This window comes from Micromonospora sp. SD19 (assembly GCF_054462275.1).
In genome coordinates this window covers 432,296-455,193 of the sequence record NZ_JBTLMN010000005.1, presented here as the reverse complement: position 1 = coordinate 455,193, position 22,898 = coordinate 432,296, and the positions used below count along the sequence as shown (strand labels likewise).

Annotated in this window: 20 protein-coding genes; 9 read left to right on the top strand and 11 right to left on the bottom strand. The window is 72.5% G+C overall.

The genetic code is table 11. The features are described from left to right. Window positions 1-13 precede the first annotated feature (13 nt). Window positions 14-496: a GNAT family N-acetyltransferase gene (locus tag ACX27O_RS19925; protein ID WP_210859312.1), complete on the bottom strand. Its 483-nt coding sequence runs from the start codon at window positions 494-496 to the stop codon at window positions 14-16. Window positions 497-565: 69 nt separating this feature from the next. On the opposite strand from ACX27O_RS19925, the gene ACX27O_RS19920 reads away from it, so the two are divergent. Beyond that, window positions 566-1,447, top strand: a complete 882-nt coding sequence (locus ACX27O_RS19920; RefSeq protein ID WP_030330435.1) for a LysR substrate-binding domain-containing protein — start codon at window positions 566-568, stop codon at window positions 1,445-1,447. A 59-nt stretch (window positions 1,448-1,506) separates the two neighbouring features. On the opposite strand, the gene ACX27O_RS19915 is transcribed toward ACX27O_RS19920, so the two are convergent. From ACX27O_RS19915 to ACX27O_RS19905, 3 genes are read right to left on the bottom strand one after another with little or no spacing between them, the layout of a single operon-like run. Continuing rightward, window positions 1,507-2,061 carry a DUF5872 domain-containing protein gene (locus ACX27O_RS19915; RefSeq protein WP_358136754.1) on the bottom strand — a complete coding sequence of 185 codons (555 nt, stop codon included), beginning with the start codon at window positions 2,059-2,061 and terminating at the stop codon, window positions 1,507-1,509. Between the two features lie 28 nt (window positions 2,062-2,089). After that, window positions 2,090-3,379 (bottom strand): sensor histidine kinase, encoded by a 1,290-nt coding sequence (locus tag ACX27O_RS19910; RefSeq protein ID WP_210864432.1) that lies wholly within the window; start codon window positions 3,377-3,379, stop codon window positions 2,090-2,092. Then, window positions 3,376-4,071 carry a response regulator transcription factor gene (locus tag ACX27O_RS19905; protein ID WP_210859308.1) on the bottom strand — a complete coding sequence of 232 codons (696 nt, stop codon included), beginning with the start codon at window positions 4,069-4,071 and terminating at the stop codon, window positions 3,376-3,378. Before ACX27O_RS19905 ends, ACX27O_RS19910 begins: the two co-directional genes overlap by 4 nt. Window positions 4,072-4,173: 102 nt before the next feature. On the opposite strand from ACX27O_RS19905, the gene ACX27O_RS19900 reads away from it, so the two are divergent. Then, on the top strand, window positions 4,174-4,638 hold the full coding sequence (locus ACX27O_RS19900) for a septum formation initiator (RefSeq protein ID WP_358127583.1): 465 nt from the start codon (window positions 4,174-4,176) through the stop codon (window positions 4,636-4,638). A gap of 37 nt (window positions 4,639-4,675) precedes the next feature. On the opposite strand, the gene ACX27O_RS19895 is transcribed toward ACX27O_RS19900, so the two are convergent. Next, on the bottom strand, window positions 4,676-5,122 hold the full coding sequence (locus ACX27O_RS19895; RefSeq protein ID WP_209444520.1) for a MarR family winged helix-turn-helix transcriptional regulator: 447 nt from the start codon (window positions 5,120-5,122) through the stop codon (window positions 4,676-4,678). 55 nt (window positions 5,123-5,177) lie between these two features. On the opposite strand from ACX27O_RS19895, the gene ACX27O_RS19890 reads away from it, so the two are divergent. Continuing rightward, window positions 5,178-5,534 (top strand): hypothetical protein, encoded by a 357-nt coding sequence (locus tag ACX27O_RS19890; protein ID WP_210859304.1) that lies wholly within the window; start codon window positions 5,178-5,180, stop codon window positions 5,532-5,534. A gap of 13 nt (window positions 5,535-5,547) precedes the next feature. On the opposite strand, the gene ACX27O_RS19885 is transcribed toward ACX27O_RS19890, so the two are convergent. The 3 genes from ACX27O_RS19885 to ACX27O_RS19875 all read right to left on the bottom strand — a co-directional run bounded on the left by ACX27O_RS19885 (window position 5,548) and on the right by ACX27O_RS19875 (window position 11,009). Further along, the gene (locus ACX27O_RS19885; protein ID WP_030330442.1) at window positions 5,548-6,624 is read right to left on the bottom strand and encodes a hypothetical protein; all 1,077 of its coding nucleotides are present in this window, start codon (window positions 6,622-6,624) and stop codon (window positions 5,548-5,550) included. Next, window positions 6,621-6,968, bottom strand: coding sequence for a PadR family transcriptional regulator (locus ACX27O_RS19880; RefSeq protein ID WP_210864435.1), 348 nt, complete (start codon window positions 6,966-6,968; stop codon window positions 6,621-6,623). Before ACX27O_RS19880 ends, ACX27O_RS19885 begins: the two co-directional genes overlap by 4 nt. Window positions 6,969-7,061: 93 nt before the next feature. Further along, window positions 7,062-11,009, bottom strand: coding sequence for a ThuA domain-containing protein (locus tag ACX27O_RS19875; RefSeq protein ID WP_458939889.1), 3,948 nt, complete (start codon window positions 11,007-11,009; stop codon window positions 7,062-7,064). 366 nt (window positions 11,010-11,375) lie between these two features. Between ACX27O_RS19875 and ACX27O_RS19870 the strand changes: the two genes are divergently transcribed. After that, a complete protein-coding gene (locus ACX27O_RS19870) occupies window positions 11,376-11,666 on the top strand; it encodes a DUF1540 domain-containing protein (protein ID WP_030330445.1) in 291 nt (96 codons plus the stop codon). A 37-nt stretch (window positions 11,667-11,703) separates the two neighbouring features. Here ACX27O_RS19870 and ACX27O_RS19865 read toward each other — a convergent pair whose 3' ends face one another. From ACX27O_RS19865 to ACX27O_RS19855, 3 genes are all read right to left on the bottom strand, one after another. Beyond that, entirely contained in the window at window positions 11,704-13,164 is a 1,461-nt protein-coding gene (locus ACX27O_RS19865; RefSeq protein ID WP_458939888.1) for a hypothetical protein, read from the bottom strand. Beyond that, entirely contained in the window at window positions 13,161-15,014 is a 1,854-nt protein-coding gene (locus tag ACX27O_RS19860; protein WP_458939908.1) for a dynamin family protein, read from the bottom strand. The genes ACX27O_RS19865 and ACX27O_RS19860 overlap by 4 nt, the downstream gene beginning before the upstream one ends. A 115-nt stretch (window positions 15,015-15,129) precedes the next feature. Then, window positions 15,130-16,014, bottom strand: coding sequence for an IniB N-terminal domain-containing protein (locus ACX27O_RS19855; RefSeq protein ID WP_458939887.1), 885 nt, complete (start codon window positions 16,012-16,014; stop codon window positions 15,130-15,132). 302 nt (window positions 16,015-16,316) lie between these two features. On the opposite strand from ACX27O_RS19855, the gene ACX27O_RS19850 reads away from it, so the two are divergent. From ACX27O_RS19850 to ACX27O_RS19830, 5 genes are read left to right on the top strand one after another with little or no spacing between them, the layout of a single operon-like run. Continuing rightward, window positions 16,317-17,576 carry an Hsp70 family protein gene (locus tag ACX27O_RS19850; RefSeq protein ID WP_458939886.1) on the top strand — a complete coding sequence of 420 codons (1,260 nt, stop codon included), beginning with the start codon at window positions 16,317-16,319 and terminating at the stop codon, window positions 17,574-17,576. A gap of 5 nt (window positions 17,577-17,581) precedes the next feature. Further along, a complete protein-coding gene (locus ACX27O_RS19845; RefSeq protein ID WP_458939885.1) occupies window positions 17,582-20,146 on the top strand; it encodes a LuxR C-terminal-related transcriptional regulator in 2,565 nt (854 codons plus the stop codon). Next, window positions 20,143-22,089, top strand: a complete 1,947-nt coding sequence (locus tag ACX27O_RS19840; RefSeq protein WP_458939884.1) for a sensor histidine kinase — start codon at window positions 20,143-20,145, stop codon at window positions 22,087-22,089. Before ACX27O_RS19845 ends, ACX27O_RS19840 begins: the two co-directional genes overlap by 4 nt. Continuing rightward, window positions 22,086-22,535, top strand: coding sequence for a roadblock/LC7 domain-containing protein (locus ACX27O_RS19835; RefSeq protein ID WP_030330457.1), 450 nt, complete (start codon window positions 22,086-22,088; stop codon window positions 22,533-22,535). Before ACX27O_RS19840 ends, ACX27O_RS19835 begins: the two co-directional genes overlap by 4 nt. Next, window positions 22,513-22,893: a DUF742 domain-containing protein gene (locus ACX27O_RS19830; protein ID WP_030330459.1), complete on the top strand. Its 381-nt coding sequence runs from the start codon at window positions 22,513-22,515 to the stop codon at window positions 22,891-22,893. The genes ACX27O_RS19835 and ACX27O_RS19830 overlap by 23 nt, the downstream gene beginning before the upstream one ends. Window positions 22,894-22,898: the final 5 nt, after the last annotated feature.

The following is a 22,898-nucleotide window of genomic DNA, read 5'->3' as shown; positions in this document are numbered from 1 at the left end:
CGGCTTCGAGCGGTCAGAGCGCCATCCGCATGAAAACGTCGGCGCGGGCGTACGGCGGCAGCGGGATCTGTTCCGGATCGACGTGCTGGAAGCCGACACTTTCGTAGAGGTGCACGGCGTTCGCAAGCTTGGTGTTGCTGCCCAGGAACAGGGTGGCCGCGCCGAGCTGGCGGGCGCGCGCGATCGCCAGCTCGATGAGCTGACGGCCGATGCCCCGGCCGCGGGCCGCCGGGGCCACCGCCATCTTCGACAGTTCGAAGACCTCCGCCGAGCTGCGGATCAGTGCGACACAGCCGACGATCTCCCGGCCGTCCCGGACGATCAGCACGTCACCACCCGGGTCGACGATGGCCGAGAACGGGTCGTCGAGCGTCTTGCGGTCAGACTCCTCAAGGGCGGCGAAGAAGTGGGAGATCCATTCTTCGTTCAACGTCCGGAAGGCCGCGGCCTCCTCGGCGGTCGTCATGGACGTGACGGTCAGCGTGCTCGGATTCATGGTTCGATTCTCTGAGCCCGCTATCCGAACGTCCAATATCTTGTTCCGAACAATCTATATCCTTGGCATATGGATCCTGAACTGCGCCATCTGCGGTACTTCGTCGCGGTCGCCGAGGAGCTGCACTTCGGTCGGGCCGCGGCACGGCTGCGGATGGCCCAACCGCCGCTGTCGCAGCAGATCCGCCAGCTGGAGGCGATGATCGGTACGCCGCTGTTCGCTCGTACCTCCCGGTCGGTGACGCTGACGCCGGCGGGTGAGGCGTACCTGATCCGGTGCCGGCGGGTGCTGGCCGCCGTCGCCGACGATGTGCACGAGGCGGGCCGGATCGGCCGTGGCGAGCAGGGACGCTTCGACATCGGCTTCGTCAGTTCGGCGATCCAGCTCGGACTGGCCGGGCCGATCCGTCGGTTCCGGGAACACCATCCGGCCGTTCACCTGCGTCTGCACGAGGCGTTCACGGCGCAGATCGTCGACCGGCTGTTGACCGGCGAGATCGATGTCGGCGTGGTCCGGGACGCGGACGACCACGACGACCTGGTCGGCACCACATTCGCCACCGAGACCTTCGTCGCCGTCCTGCCGGCCGACCACCCGCGCGCGAAAGACCCCAGCATCGACGCCGCGCTGCTGCGCGACGATCTGTTCGTCTTCTTCCCCCGGGTGGCCGGCGAGCGGGCCTACCAGCGCAACCTTCGACCGTGCCTGGACGCCGGCTACACACCGCGCGTCGTCCAGGTCGCCAGCAGTTGGAACACTCTGGCGCACCTGGTCGCAGCCGGCCTCGGGGTCACGATCGCGCCGGCGAGCATCTCCGCAGTGGTGCCCCCGCCGGTGGCGGTACTGCCGTTGACCGGCACCGGGGCCACCACGGAGATGCGGATCCTGCGCCGCCGGGATGACGACCGGATCACCTCGACGAGCTTCGGGGCCGTAGGGCAGGTGCCCTGACCTCGACGGCACAAGAGCAGCGTCGACGGCACGGCAGGGGCGGATCCGCCCGTACCCGGCTACCCTCGCCGGTTGAGCTCCGCCTCCAGTCGCTGGACGAGCGTCTTGCGGTCCTTGCTGGCGCGCTCGTTGCGCAGCGCGGTCTTCAGCTGTCGCGTGTCGAGGCCCCGGACCAGCTTGGCCGCTTCCGCGACCGACATCTCCGACATCCGGCCGGCCGTCGTGGCGTCCCGACGGGCGCGTTTGGCCGGCCCGGTGTTGGCGACGTACTGCCTGCCGGATCGGGACGCCTCGCGCTTCTTCGTGTCGGTCGCGCGCCGCTGGCTCTCCGACATCTCCCCCCAGGCCTTCTTGGGCAGGTAGCGACTCGTCGTGCCGTCCTTGCGCGCCCGGGTGCCGCCCTCCTTCGTCTGCCATTTCTCGTTGCCCCAGCGCTGGAGCGACTTCTGCCGCTCGTCCTTTTCGCCCAGGAATCCGCCGCCGCGCTTCTTGTACTCCTGAGTGACCAGCTGTGACTTGCGCGCCGACCACTGCCCCGGCCGGCCGCCCTTGTCGGAGGCCTTGACCTCTTCTTTGATCTGCTCCCGGAGCTCGGGTTTCGTGTACCGCGCCATAACTGGCAGCTACCCGGCGCCGCACCGGCTATGCGTCCCGCGGCGACGCCGGAGGCCCGAGTCGGAGCAGCACCTGGGCGCCGCCCGTCGGTCCGGTGCGCACCTCCAGCCGACCGCCGGCGGCCTGCGCGGCACGCCGGGCGATGTCCAGGCCGAGGCCGGTGGACCCGGCGGCGCTCGCGCCCCGCCGGATCGCCCCGGCGGGCATGCCCGGGCCCTCGTCGGCGACGGTGAGCACCACCTCGCCCGCCTCGCGCGCGAGCCGGACGGCGAACGGCGTGCCGTCGGGGGTGTGCGCAAAGACGTTGCCGAGCAGGGCGTCCACGGCCGCCGTCAGGTTGTCGGCGGCCACACCGACGGGAAGCGGGCCGGGCGTCAGGTCGAGGGTGACGGCCCGGCCGGTGTCCTCGGCCAGCACCGACCAGAACGCGACCCGGTCGGCGACGATCGCCGCCGCGTCCGAGGCGGCCGGCTGCGCCGCCGGGTTGTGCCGCCACCGGGCCTGCCGGATCAGCCCGGTCACCGCGCGTTCGAGCCCGTCGGCGGCGGCGGTGATCCGGGCGGCGTCGTCCGGGTCACGCAACGACTCCGCCTCCAGGCGCAACGCCGTCAGCGGCGTCCGCAGCTGGTGCGACAGGTCGGCGACCTGTTCGCGTTCCTGCACCAGGAGCACCTGGATCCGGCTGGCGAGATGGTTGAGCGCGCCGGCCACCTCACGCAGTTCGGGGGGACCGGCCGGCGTGACCCGGGCGTCCAACTCGGCGTTGGCGAGCCGGTGGGAGACGGCCGAGAGGTCGCTGATCGGCCGGACCAGGGTGCGCGCCAGCCGGTCGGCGACCGCCAACCCGATCAGCACGAGGATCACGCCGAGCAGCGCCAGCACCAACCAGGCCCGGGTCACTCCGGCGGTCAGCTCGTGCTGCGGTACCGCGATCCGGATCACTCCGGTGCCGTCGGCCCGCCCCTGCACGGCGATGACCACCTCCCGGCCGGCCGCCGACTCCCCGGTGAGGCTCTGTCCGCGCGCGGCGAGGGCCACCGCCGGGGTACGCGGTGTCTGGGCGCCGAGCACCGTGCCGTCGGGTAGGAAGACGCTCACCGGTCGCCCGGACTCGGCGGCGAGCTGCTCGACGGTGAGCCGGATGGTCGCCGCGTCGGCGGTGCCGACCACCGGCACCAGGCTCTGCGCGTCGGCGGTGGCCCGAACGGTGGCCCGATCCTCGGCGACGGTGCGGACCAGCAGCGCCAACGGCACCAGGAACGCGATGAGGGTGAGGACGCTGACCGCGGCGACCAGCAGCGCGAGGCGGGCCCTCACGGCTGCGCCGCCGGGGCTTCCAGACGCACCCCGACACCCCGCACGGTGTGCAGGTAGCGAGGCTGCTGGGCGTTCTCCCCCAACTTGCGACGCAACCAGGACAGGTGCACGTCGACGGTCTTGTCGGCGCCGCCGTACGGGATCTGCCAGACCTCGGTGAGCAGTTCGCGTTTGGTGACCACCTGGCCGGGTCGGCCGGCGAGGTGGTGCAACAGGTCGAACTCGCGGGGCGTCAGCTCGACAGCGGTCCCGTCCAGTGTGACCTGCCGGGCGCGGGGGTCGACGCGGAGCCCGCCGACGACCAGCGTCGGGTCCTGCCCGTCGGGGCCGGAGGGGCCCCGGCGCAGCACCGCGCGGGCGCGGGCGTCGAGCTGCGCAGCGGTGAACGGCTTGACCACGTAGTCGTCGGCGCCGGCGTCGAGCACCCGGACGATCTCGGCCTCGTCGTCGCGGGCGGTGGCCACGATGACCGGCACCGAGCTGACCGCGCGCAGCATCCGCAGCAACTCGCGGCCGTCCAGGTCGGGCAGGCCCAGGTCGAGGACGACGAGGTCGGGTCGGTCCTCCAGCGCGTCGCGGAGCCCGGCCATCGCGGTCGAGGCCGCGGCCACCGCGTGGCCGCGTTCGCGCAGGGCCCGGATCAGCGGGGTACGGATCGTCAGGTCGTCCTCGATGAGCAACAGGCGGGCCACAGCTGGCAGGCTAACCGCTGTCAGTGGCAGCGAGGCGCACGTTAACCGTGCCTTAGCGTTCGGATGTGCCAACCACAAGGCCGGATCGGGGATAGTCAGGCAATGGGCCGTCGTTCGATCCTCATCGCCACCGGGTGGGTGGCCACCGCCGCCGTGGCCACAGTGATCGGGTTGGGCGCGATCCGGTTGGTGGGTGAGAGCATCACCGGCACCCCGGGTGGGGTGCGCAGCGCGGCGGAGATCGAACGGGCGCTCGCCTCACCAGAGCCGGCGCCCACCGGCGCGACGGGCAGCGCCTCGGCCGCGCCAGGCACGACAGGCCCCGCGCCGAGCGCCAGCTCCGGGGCCCGCCGGGGGTTCGCCACCGACGGGGGTACGGCCGTGGCCGAGTGCGGCCCCGGCGGCGTACGTCTCGTCTCCTGGGCGCCCGCGCAGGGTTACCGGGTCCGCGACGTGGACCGGGGCCCGGACGACGACGTCGAGGTCACGTTCCAGGGGGCGGCCCGGGAGTACGAGTTGAAGGTGCGCTGCATCGGCTCGGAGCCGGTGGCTGTCGCCGACGACTGACGACCGGCGAGCAGTCATGGTGCGGGGCACGGCGGGCTCAGCGGCGTTGCAGGGCGTCCACCAACCGTCGGAGGGTCGCGCGGGCGTCCTCGAGATCACTGAGGCTGAGGCCGGCCCGGTCCACGGCGTCCCGGCGGTCAGCGTCCGAGCGTTCCAGTAGGCCGGTGAGCGTGGCCCGGCCCGCTTCCGTGAGTGTCACGAGTGGCGCTCGGCGGTGATCCGGGTTGTCGTGCAACTCCACCATTGCGGCACGGGCCAGGTCGTCGACCACCCGCTGCACGCTCTGTCGGGCCAGGCCAAGTCTGCGCGCCGCGCTGGCGACGGTGCGGGAGCCGTCGGAGAGCACGCTCATCACGTGCCATCGCGCGGCAGTTTGCCCCTCTGCTCGGGCAAGCTGCTCGCTTGAGCGCCGAGACTCGCCCGCCAGTTCGTACACGTCCGCCATCAGCAGCCGGTACGCATCGACCCGTTCCCGATCCGTCACGGACGGCATGGTACCAAACATTGACAGCCTACTACCCAAATGACAGCATGCTGTCATGATTCTTCGACTGTGGAGCGGATGGACCGAGCCCGCTCACGCCGACGCCTACGAGCGGTTGCTGACACAGGACATCGCGCCCGCGATCCTCGCCCGGGGCGTGGACGGGCTTCGGGAGCTTCGGGTTCTGCGTCGCTCGCCGCAGGAGCTGGACCCCGCCACGGGCAGCGAGTTCCTCACCGCCATGACATTTACCGACTTCGCCGCGGTGTCAGCCTTCACCGGGGGCGATCCGTCAACGTCCGTCGTCCCGCCAGCCGCCCGCGACCTGCTCGGGCGCTTCGATCGGCGATCCCGGCACTACCTGAGTCGTGCGGTGTTCCGCGACGGTGCCGGGAGCACCACGCTCGGATGAGCTGTCCGCCGCCTCACTGACCCGTTGGCTGCTCGCGGTCGGCGTCTCGGCCGAGGGCGACCATGCGCAGGGTCTCCTCTCGACGACGCACGAGCAGCACCCCGGCCAGGAAGGTCACCGGCCCGACCAGCACCAGCATCGCCCACTGCGCCGGCACCAGGGGGATGGCATGTCCCATGTGCATGGTCGAGGTGACCCAACCGGCGAGGGTGCTGTCGATCACCAGGGCGAGGGCCGCCACCGGCAGGAGCATGACGACGATCCGCCGGCGCACCCCCGGGCTGAGCGTGGCCACCGCGACCACCATGGCCAACGCGGCGAGCGCCAGGCCCGCGACGTAGAGCCAGAGCACCAGCTCACTGCTCGACTCGAGGTCGTAGAAGACCTGGTAGGACACCCCGCCGACGACGCTGAACGCGGGACTGGTCACCCGGTTCGTCACCAACAGGGCGACCACCGCGACTGGCGCGAGCAGCAGCGCCAGCAGTCGGCGTACGCCCAGCACCGCGATCGCCCGGCGACGCGGCACCGGGACGGTGAGCGCTGCGGCAGCCACCACGGCGAGGGCGAACTGCGGCAGCGTGTCCACCACGTACGTCGGGTTGTCAGCCGTCTGCGGGGCGACGAGCGCGCCCCAGCCGACCACGCCGGCCCAGGCCAGACCGGCGGCGACCCAGCGCCACCCGATCAGCACTGCCGCGCAGACGCCCGCCCAGCCGGCGACGCGCAGCCAGTCGACGAGATCCGGGCGTGCCGACCCGAACCCGGGCGGCAGGCTCCGGGTGAGGACGAGCTGGTCGAGCAGCGCCTTTGCGGCGAGGGCCAGCAGCACGACCCCGACCAGCAGGCCGGTCACCGTCGCCGCGTCCGCCCAGCTCGGCTCGGTGAATCCCCGTGCGCCCACCCGCAGCCGCGCCCGCAACCCCGCCCCGACCAGATTCCGCGCCTCGGCGGCGGCGGGTCGCCGCTGGCCCGGCCGCGCGCCGGCGAGGAGCACGGCCAGCATCTCGTCCTCGTACAGCCGGCGGTGTTCCCATGGGTAGACGGCCAGCAGCCGCCGGTAGCGGCGCTCCAGATCGTCGCCGCTCACGCCGCACCCCCGTCGGCGAGCAGGCCACCACGGCGCAGCCGCACCCGGGCGGCGTCCGCGTTGTGTCGCAGCCGGGCCGCCTCTTCGGTGAGCCGCCGCGCGCCCAGCGCGGTGAGGCGGTAGTAGCGGCGCAGTCGTGACTGGACCACCTCTTCGCGTTCGACCTCGATGAGACCGTCGGCGCGGAGCCGGTCGAGGACGGCGTAGAGGGTGCCGGCGCGCAGCCGCACCCGGCCGTCGGAGATGCGCAGCACGTCCTCGATGACGGCGTACCCGTGCAGGGGCGCCTCGGCGAGCGCGGTGAGCACCAGGAACGTCGGTTCCCGCAGTGGAGCCTCAGCCATGCCAGGAGCATATACAGATTGCCGGTATATACAAGAGGGAGACAGGACGTGGCCGGCACGGATCACCGTGCCGGCCACGTCACCGATGGTGGTTCAGCTGGCGTACGCCTCCACCTCCCAGAGCGAGTGGCCGTATCCGGTGCCCCGGGCGGTGCCGTAGATCCGCAGGTAGCGGCCGTTGGCACCGAGACCCGCGTGCTCGTCCACCCCGCCGTCGGCCCCGGTCACCGTCTTCACAGTGGTCCAGGTGGTGCCGTCGTTCGAGGTCTGGATCTGGTACGCGCTGCTGTACGCGGCCTCCCAGCTCAGCTTGACCCGGCCGATCGCGGTGGCGCTGCCGAGGTCCACCCGAATCCACTGCGGGTCGGAGAACGTGCTCGACCAGCGGGTGCTGAGGCTGCCGTCGACGGCCTGGGCGCCGGAGACGTCGGCCCCCTCGTTGCTCGACGTCGTCGTCGGCTTGTTGCGCAGCAGGTTGCCGCCGATCGGGCTGCCGGTGCCGCCGTACACCTCGAACTCGAACAGCGAGTAGCCCCAGGCGGTGCCTCTCGTGGTGCCGAGAAGCCGGATGTACCGGCCGGACCCGCTGAGCCCCGTCAGGTCGTCCACCCCGCCGTCGCCACCGGTCACCGTACGGATCGTGGTGAAGGTGACACCGTCCGGCGAGGTCTGGATCTGGTAACCGCTGCCGAACGCCGCCTCCCAGCTCAGCTTGACCCGGTTGATGGCGTACGTGGCACCGAGGTCCACGTCGATCCACTGCGGGTCGCCGAAGGCGCTGCCCCACCGGGTGCCGGCCATGCCGTCGAACGCGTTGCCCGCGACGAACGCGCCCTCGAAACTGGACGCCCGCGCCGGCTTGCCCCGGGCCAGGTTGGTGCCCGGTTCGGGGTCGGGATCCGGGTCGGGGTCCGGGTCCGGCCCGGGACCGCCGGGGCTGGTGGAGAGGGTGAACTCGTCGATGTCGAAGTACGGGCCGGTGCCCTTGAAGACCAGGAACAGCGTCCGGGTGCCGGTCGGGGCGGTGACCCCACCGGTGACAGTGGCGAAATTGGCGTACCCGCCGGTGGGTGTGACGGTGGCCGAACCGACCAGCGGGCCGGTGGGCGAGTCGACCCGCAGTTCGAGGGTGCCGCCTCCGCCGGCGGGAGCGCCGACCCGGGCGCTGAACGACTGGACGCCGGTCAGGTTGTACGGGCGGAACGAGATCCAGTCGTTGTTGTCGACGTAGCCGACCGCCGCCCCGCCGTGCCCGGCCGCCCCGGCGACGATCTGGACGCCGGACGAGTCACCGAAGTGTTCGGCCTGGCGGACCCGGGGTTGCAGCACCGCCTGGGTGTGCGTGGTCAGCGCCGGCTGGCCGCCCCCGCCCAGGTCGGTGTATTCGGCGTCGATGATGCCGAAGATGTTCGCCGCCGTGTCGTGCTCGCCGTCGGCCGAGGTCTGGATGACCCCGGTGCAGCCCTGCACACTGCCCAGTTGGTGGCCGTGCGAGTCGTGGCCGAGCACGTAGTTCACCTTCACCCGGGCGCAGTTGACCGCGCCGTCCTGGGCGTCGGTGACGGTGACCGAGAACGGCACCGCGTCGCCGAAGGTGAAGGTCTGCCCGTTCAACGGGGTGTTCACGGTGACCACCGGGGCGCTGTTGCCGACCGTGACGACCACGCTCGCGGTGGCCGTCTTGCCGGTGGTGTCCCGGACCGTCAGCGTCGGGCTGCGGGTCCCGTTGGTGGTGTACGTGAAGCTCGGGTTCGCCGCCGTCGAGTCGGTGGTGCCGTTGTTGTCGAAGTCCCAGGCGTAGGTGAACGGGTCGCCGTCCGGGTCGAGGGTGCCGGCCGAGGAGAAGGCCACGGTCAGCGGCGCGGTGCCGCTGGTCGGGGTCGCGGACACCTTCGCGACGGGTGCCCGACCCTCGCGGGCGTACTCGATGCGGTAGAGCGCCGAGTTGGCGTCGCCGTTGAACCAGCCGGTGCCGTAGTCGAGCACGTAGAGCGCGCCGTCCGGCCCGAACTCCATGTCCATGACCTGCGTGCCGGTCCACGGGAACGGGTTGATCTTCAGCGGTTGGCCGGACGCGTCGAGCTTGATGTTCTTGATCCAGCGCCGGCCGAACTCACCGGCGAAGTAGGTCCCGTCGTAGTACTGCGGGAACGCCACGGGCGAGGTGTTGTTCGGGTCGTACCGGTAGACCGGCCCGCCCATCGGCGACAGGCCACCGCCGGTGAACTCCGGCGGCGACCCGGAGCCGCCGTACGGCAGCCAGGCCGGGATGGCCGGCGGCAGCTGGGCGATGCCGGTGTTGTTGGGTGAGTTGTTCACCGGCCCGCCGGCGCAGTCGAACTTCGGCCCGGACGGCCCGGACGGGAAGGTGTAGTCGTTGTAGGCGTCGTTGCGGGCGGTGCAGTACGGCCAGCCGTAGAAGCCGGGTCGGTCGATGCGGGCGAACTCGACGTTGCCGGCCGGTCCCCGGTTGGGGTCGGCGGTGCCCGCGTCGGGGCCGTAGTCACCGAGGTAGACGATCCCGGTGGCCTTGTCCACGCTCATCCGGAACGGGTTGCGGAAGCCCATCGCGTAGATCTCCGGGCGGGTCCGCGCGGTGCCCGGGGCGAACATGTTGCCGGCCGGGATGGTGTACCCGCCGGCCGCGCTCGGCTTGATCCGGAGGACCTTGCCGCGCAGGTCGTTGCTGTTGGCCGAGGTGCGCTGCGCGTCGAAGGCCGGGTTGCGCCCGGCCCGCTCGTCGATCGGGGTGAAGCCGGCCGAGTCGAACGGGTTGGTGTCGTCTCCGGTGGACAGGTAGAGGTTGCCGGCCGCGTCGAAGTCCATGTCACCGCCGACGTGGCAGCACATTCCCCGGCTGGTCGGCACGTTGAGGATCAGCGTCTCGCTGGCCAGGTTGATGGTGTTGTCGGCGTTCACGGTGAACCGGGCCAACCGGTTGACGCCGTCCCAGACGGCGAACTGGGCCGGGGTGCCCTCGGCGGGCGCGCCGCCGCCGGGGGTGCTCAGTGGTGGCGCGAAGTAGGCGTACACCCAGCGGTTGGTGGCGAAGTTGGGGTCGGCCTTGATGCCCTGCAGGCCCTCCTCGTCCCCGGTGTAGACCGGCAGGGTGGCGGCGATCTTGGTGTTGCCGGCGGCGTCGGTGTGCCGGATCACGCCGTTGCGGCTGGTGTGCAGCACGCCCCGGTCCGGTAGGACGGTGAGACTCATCGGCTCACCGGTCTCGGCCGCCCCCTTGGCCAGCTCCACCTGCTGGAAGCTGCTGGTGACGGTGGGGCCGCAGTCGGCGTCGACAGCGCCGGCGGCCGTCCGGATGCCGCCGAGCAGGTGCTGGCGGAAGGCCGCCTCGGTGTACGACGCGTCGGTGTGCCCCAGGCCCGTGTACCAGGCTCGACCACCGGAGTAGTTCTGGCACCAGGAGATCGGGTGGTCGGCACCCATGCTCCCGCCCGAGTAGGTGCTCTCGTCCAGGGTGGCCAGCACGTGCGCGTTGCCCCGGGGGTTGGTGCGGTAGTTGTACAGCTCGTCGAACCGGCTCCACCGCTGCGGCAGCGTGGCGGTCGACGGGTGCACCTGGTCGGCGACCTGCACGGTGACGGTCTGCTCGGCCGGGTGCGAGGCGAAGTACGCCCCGACCAGCCCCCCGTACCACTGCCAGTCGTACTCGGTGTCGGCGGCGGAGTGCACGCCCACGTACCCGCCGCCGCCGGTGATGTAACGCTCGAACGCGGCCTGCTGGGCGGCGTTGAGCACGTCGCCGGTGGTGGACAGCCAGATCACGGCGGCGAACCGGTCCAGGTTGGCGTCGGTGAACTGGGCGGCGTCCTCGGTCGCCTCGACGGTGAAGCCGTTGGCGGCGCCGAGCTGCTGGATGGCGGCGATGCCCGGGGTGATGGATCCGTGCCGGAAGCCGGCGGTCTTGCTGAAGACCAGCACGGTGAAGGGCGCGGCGCTGGCCGTGGGTGGCGCGGCGACGATGCCGCCCGCCACGAGGATCGCGCTCAGCGCGAGGCCGAGCCACGATCTCAGAGATCTGCGCACAGTGGGGTCCTTTCGCGGTGCGGGGACGGCGTGCGCCGATCACGCCTGGCGGTGGTGGGACGAGACATGCGAATGCATCGTTGCGTTCGGATCACTGGCGCGTCAAGCACTTCAGCAGCATCCGTGAGAGCGTTATCTCCGCAGGTCAGCCGCGACCGTACGGAGTGAGATCGAATAACGGTTATCCGGCCGCGAACCGCGCCCCGGCTCGTCGGCGACGGTCGCGATGGAGGCCGCAACAGCGCTGTGGTCACGCGGTTTAGGCAAGGCTGGCCTATCCAGAACATCCCGAAAAGGGACAGCTGACAGGGAGTTGTCACGTCGAGGCCGGGTATGGGGGTGACCACCGACGAAAGGGACACCGCCATGACCGACATGCTGGAGATGCCGCGGGTACACGAGTGCACGGTCACCGACTGCGGTTACAACCACGACGGCTGCCACGCGTTCGCCATCACCATCGGGCAGCAGAACGCCAGTTGTGCCACCTTCATCGACACCTCGGCCAAGGGCGGGCTGGACCGCGTCATCGCCCAGGTCGGCGCCTGCAAGCGGGCCGACTGCCAGCACAACGCCGAGCTGGAGTGCCACGCACCGTCCATCCGGGTGGGCCCGGGCCAGGACATCGCGGACTGTCAGACGTACCAACCGCGCTGAGACGACCACCACCGCGGGCGGGGGCGGCCGGCGAGGCTCAGCGGCCGCCCGCCACCAGTTCGGCGATCATCCCCTCGCAACTGCGGACGACGACCTGAGCCCCGCGCCGCTGCGCCAGCGGGAGCAGCGGATCCTCCGCGCGGTCCCGCCACCGCCACTGTGCCTCCGAAGCGACCTCCCAGAGCCGGCGCACATCGGCCTCATGCTCGACACCGAGCCGGGCCGCGAGGCCCACCCCGTCCCCGCCGACCAGCCGCTGCGCCTCGGCGGCCAGCTCCGCGTCGAACCCCAGCCGGGCGTTGCGCAACGCCACCAGCAGGCGCAGCTCCCGGAACTCGTGCGCACCGGCGAGGATCTGCTCCACCGCGCCGACCAGCTCGGCGGATCCCCGGGTGGGCTCGGACCGCAGCAGCGCCTCCACCGCGGCCAGCGCGGACCGGGCCTTCAGCGCGTCGCGGCGATCGATGAAACACCGGGTCACCGACTCGCGCAGCTCGGTCAGACCACTACGCCGAATCAGTTCGGCGGACAGCTTGACCCGGCTGTCGAACCCGCTGCGCACCAACGTGGCCGCCAGCCGGACCCCGAAGACCCCGAACCGACCCAGCAGCGCGGCGCGCACCTCGGTGTCCAGCCGTACCGGCAGCTCGCCGTGGAGGAAGCGGTCGGCGGAGATGAGGTGGACGTCCAACTCCGCCCGGGGCACCTGGGCCACTGTCGCGAGTGCGGCGAAGTCCGACTCACCGAGCATCCGGCCCGCCAGGCCGATCATCGCGCTGCACGCCACGACGTTGACGCTGAGCGCGTTGACCCTCGGGTCACGGTGGTGCCGCCGGGCCAGCTGCCGGGCCGTGAGCAGGCCGTCGATGCGGCCCCCGCCGGTCTCGTCGGCCCGGGACAACACCATGATCACATTGACCGGGGCGGACTGACCGACAGCACTGTCGCGTGCGGACTCCAGCACCCGCAGATCGCTGTCGCGACAGTCGCGGGTCAGGTACAACACCGCGTCCGAATCCCGCAGCACCCGCTCCAACACCGGCGACCGGTCCTGCTCGGCGCCGCTGCTGACCGCCGGGGTGTCGATCAGCGTGATCTGTCGCAGCGCCCGCGTCGGCCACCGCACCACGATGTCCCGGACCTCGCCCGTACCCCAGCCCAGATCCACCCGCAGCCCGGTCGCCGACTTCACCACCGCCAACTCCTGCGGTGGCTGCCCGACCGGGTACGCGATCGCCCGCGGCGCTTCGCCGTCCTCGTACCAGGTGAAGGCGCCGTCCGCCCGCTCGACCGGCGCGACCTCCTCGCCCATCAACGCGTTCAGCACCGTCGACTTGCCCGATCGCCACGGGCCGACGACGGCGATCCGCAGCGGTTGCTCCAACCGGGCCACCTGATGCCGAAGCTCCGCCACGGCCCGGGGATTGTCCTGGTACAGCTCGATGGCCTGGTGCAGCAACCCCCACGCCGCCTCGTCCAGGCGCACCCCCACCGTCATGCCTGCGGCTCCAACAGCAGCGGGGCCGAGCGGGCGCCGGTCAACTGCTGGGCCTGCTCGTAGAGCGCGGCCAACCGGGTCATCTTCAGCCGGATCTCGCGTTGCCGCTGCTCGCGCACTGAGGCATCGGTGTCGGCCTCCTGCTTCGCGCTGCGGAACGACTGCACGATGGCCTCCTGGAGTTCCTCGGTCAGCCCCGTGAAGTGATCCCGCAACATCCGCTGCACCTGCCGCGCGGCGTCACGGCAGTCCCGGACGATCCGGACGAAGAAGTCGTCGACATGCCGCTGGATGGCCGTCTTGACGGTGGCCTGCCGCCGACGCAGCAACTGCTTGCTCTCGTCGCGGATGCTCTTGCCACCGAAGAGCGCCCCGATGCCGACCGAGACCGGGTTGATCATCGGCATCCCGGCCAGGGTGGTCGCCAGCCCGAACATCAGCATGCCGCCGTACGAGCCCTTCATGCCGGTGAACAGCTTCTGGCCGGTGGTGAACCGGTCGATCACCGGCCGTTGCAGCTCGGGCAGTCGCTCGCCCATGTCCTCCGGCATCGTCATCGACCAGGGCGGCAGCACGTCGTAGCCGTACCTGTCGAAGTTCGCGGCCACCCGCCGGGCGATCCAGTCGCAGCGCTGGATCAGCCACTCGTGGTTCGCCTCCGCCGCCTCCACCAGACTCCGCTCCAGCCACTCCTGGAACGTGTCCCAGGCGACCAACGGGTCCGCGGTGTCGAACGCCTCGTCCACCGCGCGCAGGATCTGACGGGTCCGGTCGCGCAGGTCGTACTCGAGGTCGGCGAGCAGGTCGGTGATCTCGTCGGTCAGTGTGTTCTGCCACCGGGTGGAGCACCGGCGCAGTTCGTCGACCTCGCGCTGCGCCGCGTGCAGCCGGGCGATCGGCCCGGACTGCTCCTCTTCCTCCTGGGTCGCCAACTCGGCGCGCAGCGGCGCGGCCAACTGCTCCACCACAGTGCGGGCCACCGTCTGCACCGCCGCTCGGGCCAGGTGGTCGGCCTTGCCGGCCCGGTCGCGTTGCAGGCGGGCGATCAGCGCCGGGAAACCGGACTCGGCGTTGAGCGCGTGGTCCTCGGCCACGGCGGCGCGCAGTCGCAGCGCCGCGGAGACCGGGATCAGCGTTGCCGGCACCCCCGCCTCGGCCAGGTGCTGCCGGTTGCGCTCAGCGACCGTACGCCAGTCCGCCACCAGGTCGGTCTTGCTCTGCACCACCACCACGTTCGGATGGGACCGCATGATGTGCAGCAGCATGTTCAGCTCGGCGACTGACAACTCCCGGGTCGAGTCGGACACCAGCAGCACGGTGTCCGCGCGGTTGAACGCGGCGACCGGGGCGGCGGCGCCGAGACCGGCGACCTCGTCGGTGCCGGGAGTGTCCACCAGCACCACCCCGGCCCCGAGCAGGGCGCGCGGCAGCCCGATCTCGACGTACGCCGGGCCGCTGCCGGGCCGACGCCCGACCAGGCCGGCCACGCTCGCCGCGACCTGGTTGAGCGCCACCGGGGTCCGCTCGATGGCGACCGTGGCGGCGCCGGTGGCCTGGCCCGGGGTCGGTGGCGGCGCCTGGGCCACCGCCGCGGCGGGGGCCTCGGCGTGCCGCACCACTGTCGGCAGGACGGTGGTACGGCCGTCGCCGACCGGGCAGGCCGGAGCGTTGATGATCGCGTTGATCAGCTGACTCTTACCCTGGTTCGGCTCGCCGATGACCAGGACACGCAGTGTCGGATCCAGCAGTTGCGCACGCTTCTGCCGCACCGTCTGGAGCAGGTCACCGCGACCGTGTGCAGTGCACGTGCGGGCGATCTCGTCCAGCACGTCCAACCAGATCCCGGCCATCACCGCACCAAGTGTGCGGATTTCGGCTCAATTATCAAGAGGGACCGGATGTGGAACCGGAAGGGGCCGGATCGCCCGAGACGATCCGGCCCCTCGCTCCGCCCGGAGATCCGGGTCAGAGCAGACCGCCGGTGATACCCAGCAGCCCGTGATCGGACGAGGCGTGCGAGTCGCCGCCGAGCACACCATCGGTGACCCCACCGGTCACGTCACCGACCGTGTCGGTGACACCGGGGAGGAGGCTGTCCACCTGGTGCGTCACGCCGCCCACCGTCGACGGCACGTCGAGCGGCGGGACCCCGCCGACGACACCGTCGCCGTGCCCGAGGCCCAGCCCGTTGAGGGTGTCGTCGACACCCAGCGAGCTGACGACCCCGCCGAGCTGACCGTGGGTGCCGGAGAGGACACCACCGGTCAGGTCGCCGCCGATCAGGTTCGAGTCGGTGACGTCGAGCAGACCGGTCGGGTCACCGACGGTGCTGGTGGCGTCCCCGAGCACCGGGTCCGCGATGGCGTCCACCGGCTGCACCACGTCCGCGTCGAGCGTGTGCGCCACGTCGGAGACACCCGCCAGGTCGGTGTCCAGGCCGGACGGACCGACGCCCAGACCGATGCCGGGCAGCACGGTGACCCCGGCGGCGGCGGTCGACGGGTCGACAGCGATGGCGCCGAGCACGCCGGCCTTGACGTCCACGCCACTGGGCGAGCTGGTGACGCTGATCTGCTGTGCCACGCTCTGCAACTGACCCACCACGTCGGTGGTGTCGGTGAGCAGCGGGTCCAGCCCGAGCTGCCCCACCGGCGAGGCCAGCGGCGCGAGGCCCGCCCCCGGCGCGTAGTCGACGACCAGCGGCACGACGTCCTGCACGTCAGCAGCGGTGATGTCGGTGAGCCCGGCGCCCCGCAACGCACCCTCCGGGTCGAGGTCGAAGGCCGACCGCGCGTCCGGGTTCGTCAGTAGGTCGAGCACGAAGTCGTGGAGCGTCTGCTGCGAGTCCATGTGCCGGTTCTCCTCGGATCTGGCGTTGGGCGGGGTGTCGTACGTCGACAGTGACGACGCTATTGCCGGGGGTGGCCCCCGGGCATCGGGGCTCAGCCCGCATCCGGGCCGGTTGAACTAGGGGCTCCGCCACCTCGTACGTTAGGGGGACAGGGGGAAACCGTCCCGGCGAGATTAGGGTCCCGACCAGGGACTGATCTCTGGTACGAACGTAGGAGCCCGCGGGGTTCGCCGGGGGTGCGTCGTCGGGCAGCCGGCGCCATCGCCACCGACCGGCCGACTCACGGGGAGAGACAGAGACGATGCCGTACGTCCTGGGGATAGACATCGGAAGCAGCAACACCGCCGCGGCCGTCGCACGACGACGCGGCGCGACCTGGACCCGCCCCGAGGCCGTCCCGCTCAGTGCCGGCTCACCTCTCATGCCCTCGGTGCTGTGCCTGGCGGAGGACGGTTCGCTGCGGGTCGGTGAGCCGGCGACCGACGACGGCAGCCGCACCACCCGGGACTTCGTCCACCGGATCGGCGACGACGTGCCGGTGCTGCTCGGCGGCGAGCCGTGCGCGCCGCAGACGCTGACCGCCGAGTTGGCGGCGTGGGTGGTGGAGCGGGTGCACGCCCTGGAGGGCGGGGCGGCCGAGGCGATCGTGCTCAGCCACCCGGCCGGCTGGCGCCCCTACCGGCGGGAGGTGCTGCACCGGGCGTTGTCGGACCTCGGCCTGCGGCACGTGACACTGCTGCCCCGCACCGTCACGGTGGCCGAGAGCCACGCCGCTCGCGGGTTCGCGGGCAGCACGGCTGTGGTCTACGCCCTGGGCGGCAACAGCTTCGAGGCGGCCCTGGTGCGCCGCACCCCGCGCGGCACGTACGAGACGTTCGGCACCCCGCAGGGTCTCGACTCGATCGGTGGCGCCGACTTCGACGAGGCGCTGGCCGAGCACGCTCGTACCGTGCTGGCCCGGGAGTTGGCAGCGACCGGACGTCGCGGGGCCCAGGCCGCGCTGCGCGGGCTGCGCGCGGAGTGCGACCGGGTCAAGCGGGTGCTGACCGTCGACCTCACGGCCGACGTGGTGCTGACCCTGCCCAGCGGCCCGGTCCGGGTGCCGGTGACCCGGGCGCAGTTCGAGGCCATGATCCGCCCGACGGTGCAGGCCACCGTCGACCTGCTGCTGCGGGCCGTGCGCAGCGCCGACCTGACTGCGGCGCAGCTCGACGGCGTCCTGCTGGCCGGCGGCTCGACCCGGGTCCCGCTGGTGACCGAGCTGATCGGCGCGGCCCTGCCGGTGCCGGTCGAGGTGGAGCCGGACGCACAGTTGACCGCCGCCACCGGCGCCGCGATGGCCGCCTGTCAGGTGGTGTCGCCACGCCCCCGCCAGCCGGCGCCGGCCCGCGTCCCGGCCCCGGTCAGCGGTGCCGGGCGGGCCACCATCCCGGCACAACGCCGCCCCCAGCACACCGTTCCGGGCGATCCGCCACCGCGGCCCCCGGTCCGACTCCTCCCACTGGAACTGCCGAAGCCGTCCCGCCTGGCGCTGGCCCGCGCCCGGGGGCGCGAAGGATGACCCCGATGATCATGAATGACCTCGCCGTACCAGGACTGACAGTGGACAAGGGGTTGCAGGCCCTGTTGGACACCGTCGCCCAGAATCCGGTCGGCCCGCTCGCCGTCGGCATCGCCGGCCCGGCCGGCCACGGTAAGACAGCGCTCCTCGCCGAGCTGGAGCGCGTTCACCAGCGCGCCGGCATCGCCGTCCAGACGGCCGCACCGGAGCCGGGCGCGCCGGTCGACCCCGACACGGTGCTGCTGGTCGACGACGCGCACCTGCTCGACGACGCCCGGATCGGGGCTCTGCTGCGTCTGGTCGCCGGCCGTCGACACCGACTGGTGGTCGCCCACCGCCCGTGGCCGCGGTCGGCGGCGTTCAGCGAGCTGGCCGACGCCCTGCGACGCGACGGGCAGGCCGTGCTGCTCACGCCGTTCACCCGGGAGCAGACCGCCGCCCACCTCGCCGCCACACCCGAGCTGGGCCGCCCCGCCGACCTGGTCGACTTCGTCCACACGCAGACCGCCGGAGTCCCCCGGGACGTCGAGCGGCTGGCCCGAGGTCTGGCCGGCGCGGAGATTCGGACCGGCGCGATGGTCGACCCACCCCGGTCCGTCGTCCTCGAATTCGCCCCGGACCTGGACGTTCAGCCCACCGAGGTACGACGACTGCTGCTCGCCGTGGCCGCCGGCGGCACGCTGCCGGTCAGCATGCTCGGCGCGCTGCTCGGCCGGGACCCGGCCGGGGTCGACGAGCTGATCGCCACCACCAGGGCGGCCGGGCTGCTCGGCGCGGACGGCCGGCTCGCGCCGATCGTCCGGCGGGCCGTCGCCACGCTCAGCCCCACCACCGAGCGCACCGCCGTCTGGCGTCGGCTCACCGAGTTGCAGCTCGCCCGGGGCGGCGCCGTGCTGCCACTGGTCCGCTCCCTGCTCGCGGTCGGCGCGCTCGGCGACTGCCCGGCCGCGACGCTGGCCGCCGCCGCCGGCGAGGCACTGGCCGACGAACCGGCGTTCGCCGCCGAGCTGTACGCGGCGGCCACCGCCGCCGGACGACCGCCCAACGCCCAGCAGGCGCTCGCCGCCGCGCTCGCCGGTGACCTCGACGACGCGCTTCGGCTGGCGGACCGGCTGCTTTCCACGACCGCTCCCCCGGACCGCTCCGAGGCGGCCATGGTCGCCGCCACCGCACTGGCCCACCGTGGGCACGTCGGTCGCAGCGTCGAGCTGTTCCGGTGGTCGGGCACCGCCTCGGCGAGGGCGTTCGCCATCGTCGGCGGGATCGCCACCGGCGACCCGGCCGCCGGCACCGAGTCACCGGCGGGTGACCCGGCTGGCGAACCACCCACCCTGCACGCCAGCGCCGCCCGACTGATGGCCGACGGCGTACGGGAGAGCGTGACCGGCCCACCGACCGCCGCGCTCTCCGCGCTCGTGCAGGCCGCCGCGCTGCTGGAGCCGGACGGCCGGGCGGTGCTCCTGCCGGACAGCCCGGCCGCCCTCGCCGCGTTGACCGCGATGCACTGCGGCGAGCTGGAGATCGCCGAGCGGGTGCTGCACCGCGCCCTGGCCGCCGGTGTCGGCGGCCCGCTGATGGCCCGCCGGCACCGGCTGTTGCAGGCCTGGATCCTGATGGTCCGTGGCGAGATCCACGCGGCCGGCGAGCGCCTCGCCACGGTGACCCTCGACGGGCGGCACCTGGAGTCGCGCGACCAGCTCTTCGCCGCCGCCATCCGGATGGGCATCGGCCGACGCAACAGTGACCTCGGGGCGCTCAAGCGGGGTTGGGGGCAGGCGCTGGAGGCCGTGGTGCGCCACCCCGTCGACCTGTTCACCCTGCTGCCGCTGGGTGAGCTGGCCATCGCGGGCGCGCGGCTGGGTGACCTGGCCCGGCTGGAGCCGTACCTGCAGCAGGGGCGTTCACTGCTCGACAGCCTCGGCGATCCACCACTGTGGAGTGTGCCGTTGCACTGGAGCGGCCTGCACGCCGCCATCCTGACCGGTGAGCCGACGGTCGCCGACGACCACGTCGCGGCGCTGCTCGCCGCCGCCGGCCACAGCCGGTACGCGGCAGTGGTCGCCGCCGCCGCGGAGAGCTGGGTGGAGGTGCTCCGGGGAGTCGTCGACCCGACCCGGGTGGAGGCCGCCGCCCGCGGGCTGCACGACACCGGGCTGTGTTGGGACGGCGCCCGCCTCGCCGGGCAGGCCGCCATCCGTACCGCCGACCGGCGGGCGATGACCACCCTGCTGGAGTGCGCCCGAGCGTTGCAGGGGCGGCCCTCCGGTGGGCCGGCCGGGCAGACACCGCCGGCCGGTGCGAGCACGACACGGGTCACCGGGCCCACCCAGCACGGGCTCAGCGACCGCGAGTACGAGGTCGCCGAGCTGGTGCTGGCCGGGTTGACCTACCGGGAGATCGGTGACCGGCTCTTCATCTCGGCCAAGACCGTCGAACACCACGTGGCGCGGATGCGTAACCGGTTGAACTGCGCCAACCGCACCGAACTGCTGGCCCTGCTGCGTACCCTGGTCGCCGACCGGGCCAGCGACACCGCCGGGCAGCCGTGGCCGCAGCGGGCGGGCCGATGACCCACAGCGATGTCCGGCTGATCCGGACCAGGCTGGCCGTGCTGGCCGCCGTGCTGATCACGCTCTGGTCGTACGCGGCCTACGTGTCCAGCCAGGACGCCGTCGACCTGCTGCGCGTCCGGGCGCTGGCGGACACGCTCGGACAGCCCATCGACCGTCTGATCCTGAGCCTGCAGACGGAACGCCGGATCACCGCCGAGACGATCGCCGGGGCGGGTGGGACGACGCCGGAGCTGGTCGGGGCCCGCGACGCCACCGACCGGGCCGGCACCGAGATCCGCGAGTTCACCAAGGGGCGCGACCTTCGGCTGCTCACCGCCGGCGCGGTCCGCGACCGGGCCGGTGAGCTGGTCCGACGGCTCGACGGCCTCGGCACCACCCGGTCCCGGATGGACACCGGGCGACTCGGCCTGGCCGCGGCGATCGACGGGTACGACGAGGTCGTCGACGTCGCCTTCCGGGTGTACGGCCCGGAGTGGGGCGCGTACGAGAGCGGGTTGGCTGCCGACACCCGCGCGGTGATCGCGCTGGCCCGCGCCCGGGAGTTGCTGGCCCGGGAGGACACAGTGGTCAGCGCCGCCCTGACCGGCGCGCGACTCGGCGCCGACGAGCGGCGTCGGCTGACCGCCCTGGTCGGCGTCCAGCGGTACGCGAACGCCGAGGCCGCCGCCGGTCTGCCGTCCGACGGTCGGGCCGAGCAGCAGCGCCTCGCGACCAGCCCGGCGTTCACCGCTCTGCTCGCCCTGGAGGACCGGCTGCTGCTCCAGTCCGGCACCGGCAACGCCCTGGCCGGCGTCACCGTCGGGGATTGGCGGGCCGCGGCGGACACCACCCTGGGTGCGCTGCAGACCCTGGTGACGGGCACCGCCCGTAGCAGCGTCGAGCGGGCCACACCCGGTGCCGCGGTGCTGATCGCGCGGACCGGAGCCGTGGTGGGGCTCGGCCTGATCGTCGTGCTCGTGCTCCTGCTGAGCTGGGCGGGCACCATCCGGCGCCTGACTGAGGAGCTGACCGGGCCGAAGGCCGCCGCCCCGGCCCCCCAGGATCCGCCTGCGCCGCCGGGCGCCGCGCCGTCGGGGGGTGCCGCCGAGCGGGAGCTGTTCCTGGGGCTGACCCGACGCAACCAGGTCCTGCTGCGCGACCAGCTCAGCCTGCTGGACGGGATGCAACGTCGGGAGCGGTCCACCGAGGAGACCGGCGAGCTGTTTCAGCTCGACCACCTCACCACCCGGATCCGACGCAACGTGGAGAAACTGATCACGCTGGCCGGCGCGACACCCGCCCGCCGCTGGCGACGCCCGGTGCCACTGCTCGACGTGGCGCGCGGCGCGGTCGCCGAGGTGCCGGACTACCACCGCGTCCTGATCGCGCCGCACTGGCCGTGGTCGCTCGCGGGGCCGGCCGTCACGGACGTCATCCACCTGCTGGCGGAGCTGATCGAGAACGCGTTGGTCTTCTCCGGTGCGGACACCACCGTCCGGGTCAGCGGCGAGCACCGACCGCAGGGGTGCGCGGTCGTCGTCGTCGACGACGGGCCTGGCCTGGACGCCGCCACGCTGGCCGAGGCGAACCACCTGTTCGGCAACCCGCCACCCGACGGCCCGCCCGCCGGCCTCACCGGTTGGTACGCCGCCGCCGTCCTGGCCGGCCGCTGCGGCGCCCACGTCTCGCTGCGCCCCAGCCGGCGCGGCGGAACGGCCGCGATCGTGCTCCTACCCGCCCGGCTGGTCACGGTCACCGACACCGGCCGCGCACCGGCCGGCGCACCACCTGACACCCCGTACCCACCAGCCCGCACCGACACCGACCTGCCCGGCCCGAGCGGCGACGGGGCGTTGCCGACGCGGGTCCGCCAACCCGGGCCGACCGGCCCGGCACCCGGCAGGACCAGCCTCGACACTGTCGAGATGCCAGTCGCGAGAACAGCAAGGAGACATCAATGACGTCTGCAGTGGTCACCGAGGACGGCCTGACCGACGCCCTGAACAGCCTGGTCGACCGGGTGCACGGCGCGGAGTTCGCCGTGGTGCTCTCGCCGGACGGGCTGCCGCTCGGCGGCTCGCGGCGGGTGGGGGACAAACTGGCCGAACAGATCTCCGGCGTGGTCGCCGGCCTGATCGCGTTGGGGCTGGCCGCCACCCGCACCTGCGACGCGGGTCGGCTGCGCCAGGTCGTGGTGCAGATGTCGCGGGCGTTCCTGTTCATCGCCACCATCCCGAACGGGACCATCCTCACCGTGCGGATCGCCGGTGACGACGTCGAGGTCGGCGACATGGCGTACGAGGTGGCGCTCTTCGTGGGGCAGGCCGAACGGCACCTGCCGATCACTCTGGGGCCGGCCTCCTCGGTGACGATCGGGGACACTGGTGCACACCAGCGGCGGCACTGACGAGGCGTGGTACGACGACGACGCGGGCCCGGTCGCCCGGCCGTACACGATGACCGGGGGGCGCACCGCGCCCGCACGCGGCCAGTTCGACCTGATCTCGCTGGTGGTCGCCCGGCCGGGGGTCACACCCCCCGCCCCGCTCTTCCCCGAACAGGCGCGGATCGTCGAGTTGTGTCACCATCCAGTGTCGGTGGCCGAGGTCGGTGCCGAGTTGGACCTTCCGCTGGGGACCGTCCGGGTGTTGCTCGGTGACCTGCTCGGGGCCGGGCTGATCGAGACGCACGAACCGCCGATGCTGTCGGAACTGCCGACCGAGGATCTGCTTGAGGCGATCCTCGTCGGGCTTCGCGCGCTGTGACCGGG

What these genes read in the sequence shown, in the direction of transcription:
- ACX27O_RS19840 (WP_458939884.1), top strand. Translation starts at nt 20,143, where the DNA reads ATGACCCACAGCGATGTCCGGCTGATCCGGACCAGGCTGGCCGTGCTG.
- ACX27O_RS19845 (WP_458939885.1), top strand. Translation starts at nt 17,582, where the DNA reads ATGATCATGAATGACCTCGCCGTACCAGGACTGACAGTGGACAAGGGG.
- ACX27O_RS19915 (WP_358136754.1), bottom strand. Translation starts at nt 2,061, where the DNA reads ATGGCGCGGTACACGAAACCCGAGCTCCGGGAGCAGATCAAAGAAGAG.
- ACX27O_RS19870 (WP_030330445.1), top strand. Translation starts at nt 11,376, where the DNA reads ATGACCGACATGCTGGAGATGCCGCGGGTACACGAGTGCACGGTCACC.
- ACX27O_RS19855 (WP_458939887.1), bottom strand. Translation starts at nt 16,014, where the DNA reads ATGGACTCGCAGCAGACGCTCCACGACTTCGTGCTCGACCTACTGACG.
- ACX27O_RS19925 (WP_210859312.1), bottom strand. Translation starts at nt 496, where the DNA reads ATGAATCCGAGCACGCTGACCGTCACGTCCATGACGACCGCCGAGGAG.
- ACX27O_RS19880 (WP_210864435.1), bottom strand. Translation starts at nt 6,968, where the DNA reads ATGGCTGAGGCTCCACTGCGGGAACCGACGTTCCTGGTGCTCACCGCG.
- ACX27O_RS19835 (WP_030330457.1), top strand. Translation starts at nt 22,086, where the DNA reads ATGACGTCTGCAGTGGTCACCGAGGACGGCCTGACCGACGCCCTGAAC.
- ACX27O_RS19860 (WP_458939908.1), bottom strand. Translation starts at nt 15,014, where the DNA reads ATGGCCGGGATCTGGTTGGACGTGCTGGACGAGATCGCCCGCACGTGC.
- ACX27O_RS19920 (WP_030330435.1), top strand. Translation starts at nt 566, where the DNA reads ATGGATCCTGAACTGCGCCATCTGCGGTACTTCGTCGCGGTCGCCGAG.
- ACX27O_RS19865 (WP_458939888.1), bottom strand. Translation starts at nt 13,164, where the DNA reads ATGACGGTGGGGGTGCGCCTGGACGAGGCGGCGTGGGGGTTGCTGCAC.
- ACX27O_RS19890 (WP_210859304.1), top strand. Translation starts at nt 5,178, where the DNA reads ATGATTCTTCGACTGTGGAGCGGATGGACCGAGCCCGCTCACGCCGAC.
- ACX27O_RS19900 (WP_358127583.1), top strand. Translation starts at nt 4,174, where the DNA reads ATGGGCCGTCGTTCGATCCTCATCGCCACCGGGTGGGTGGCCACCGCC.
- ACX27O_RS19850 (WP_458939886.1), top strand. Translation starts at nt 16,317, where the DNA reads ATGCCGTACGTCCTGGGGATAGACATCGGAAGCAGCAACACCGCCGCG.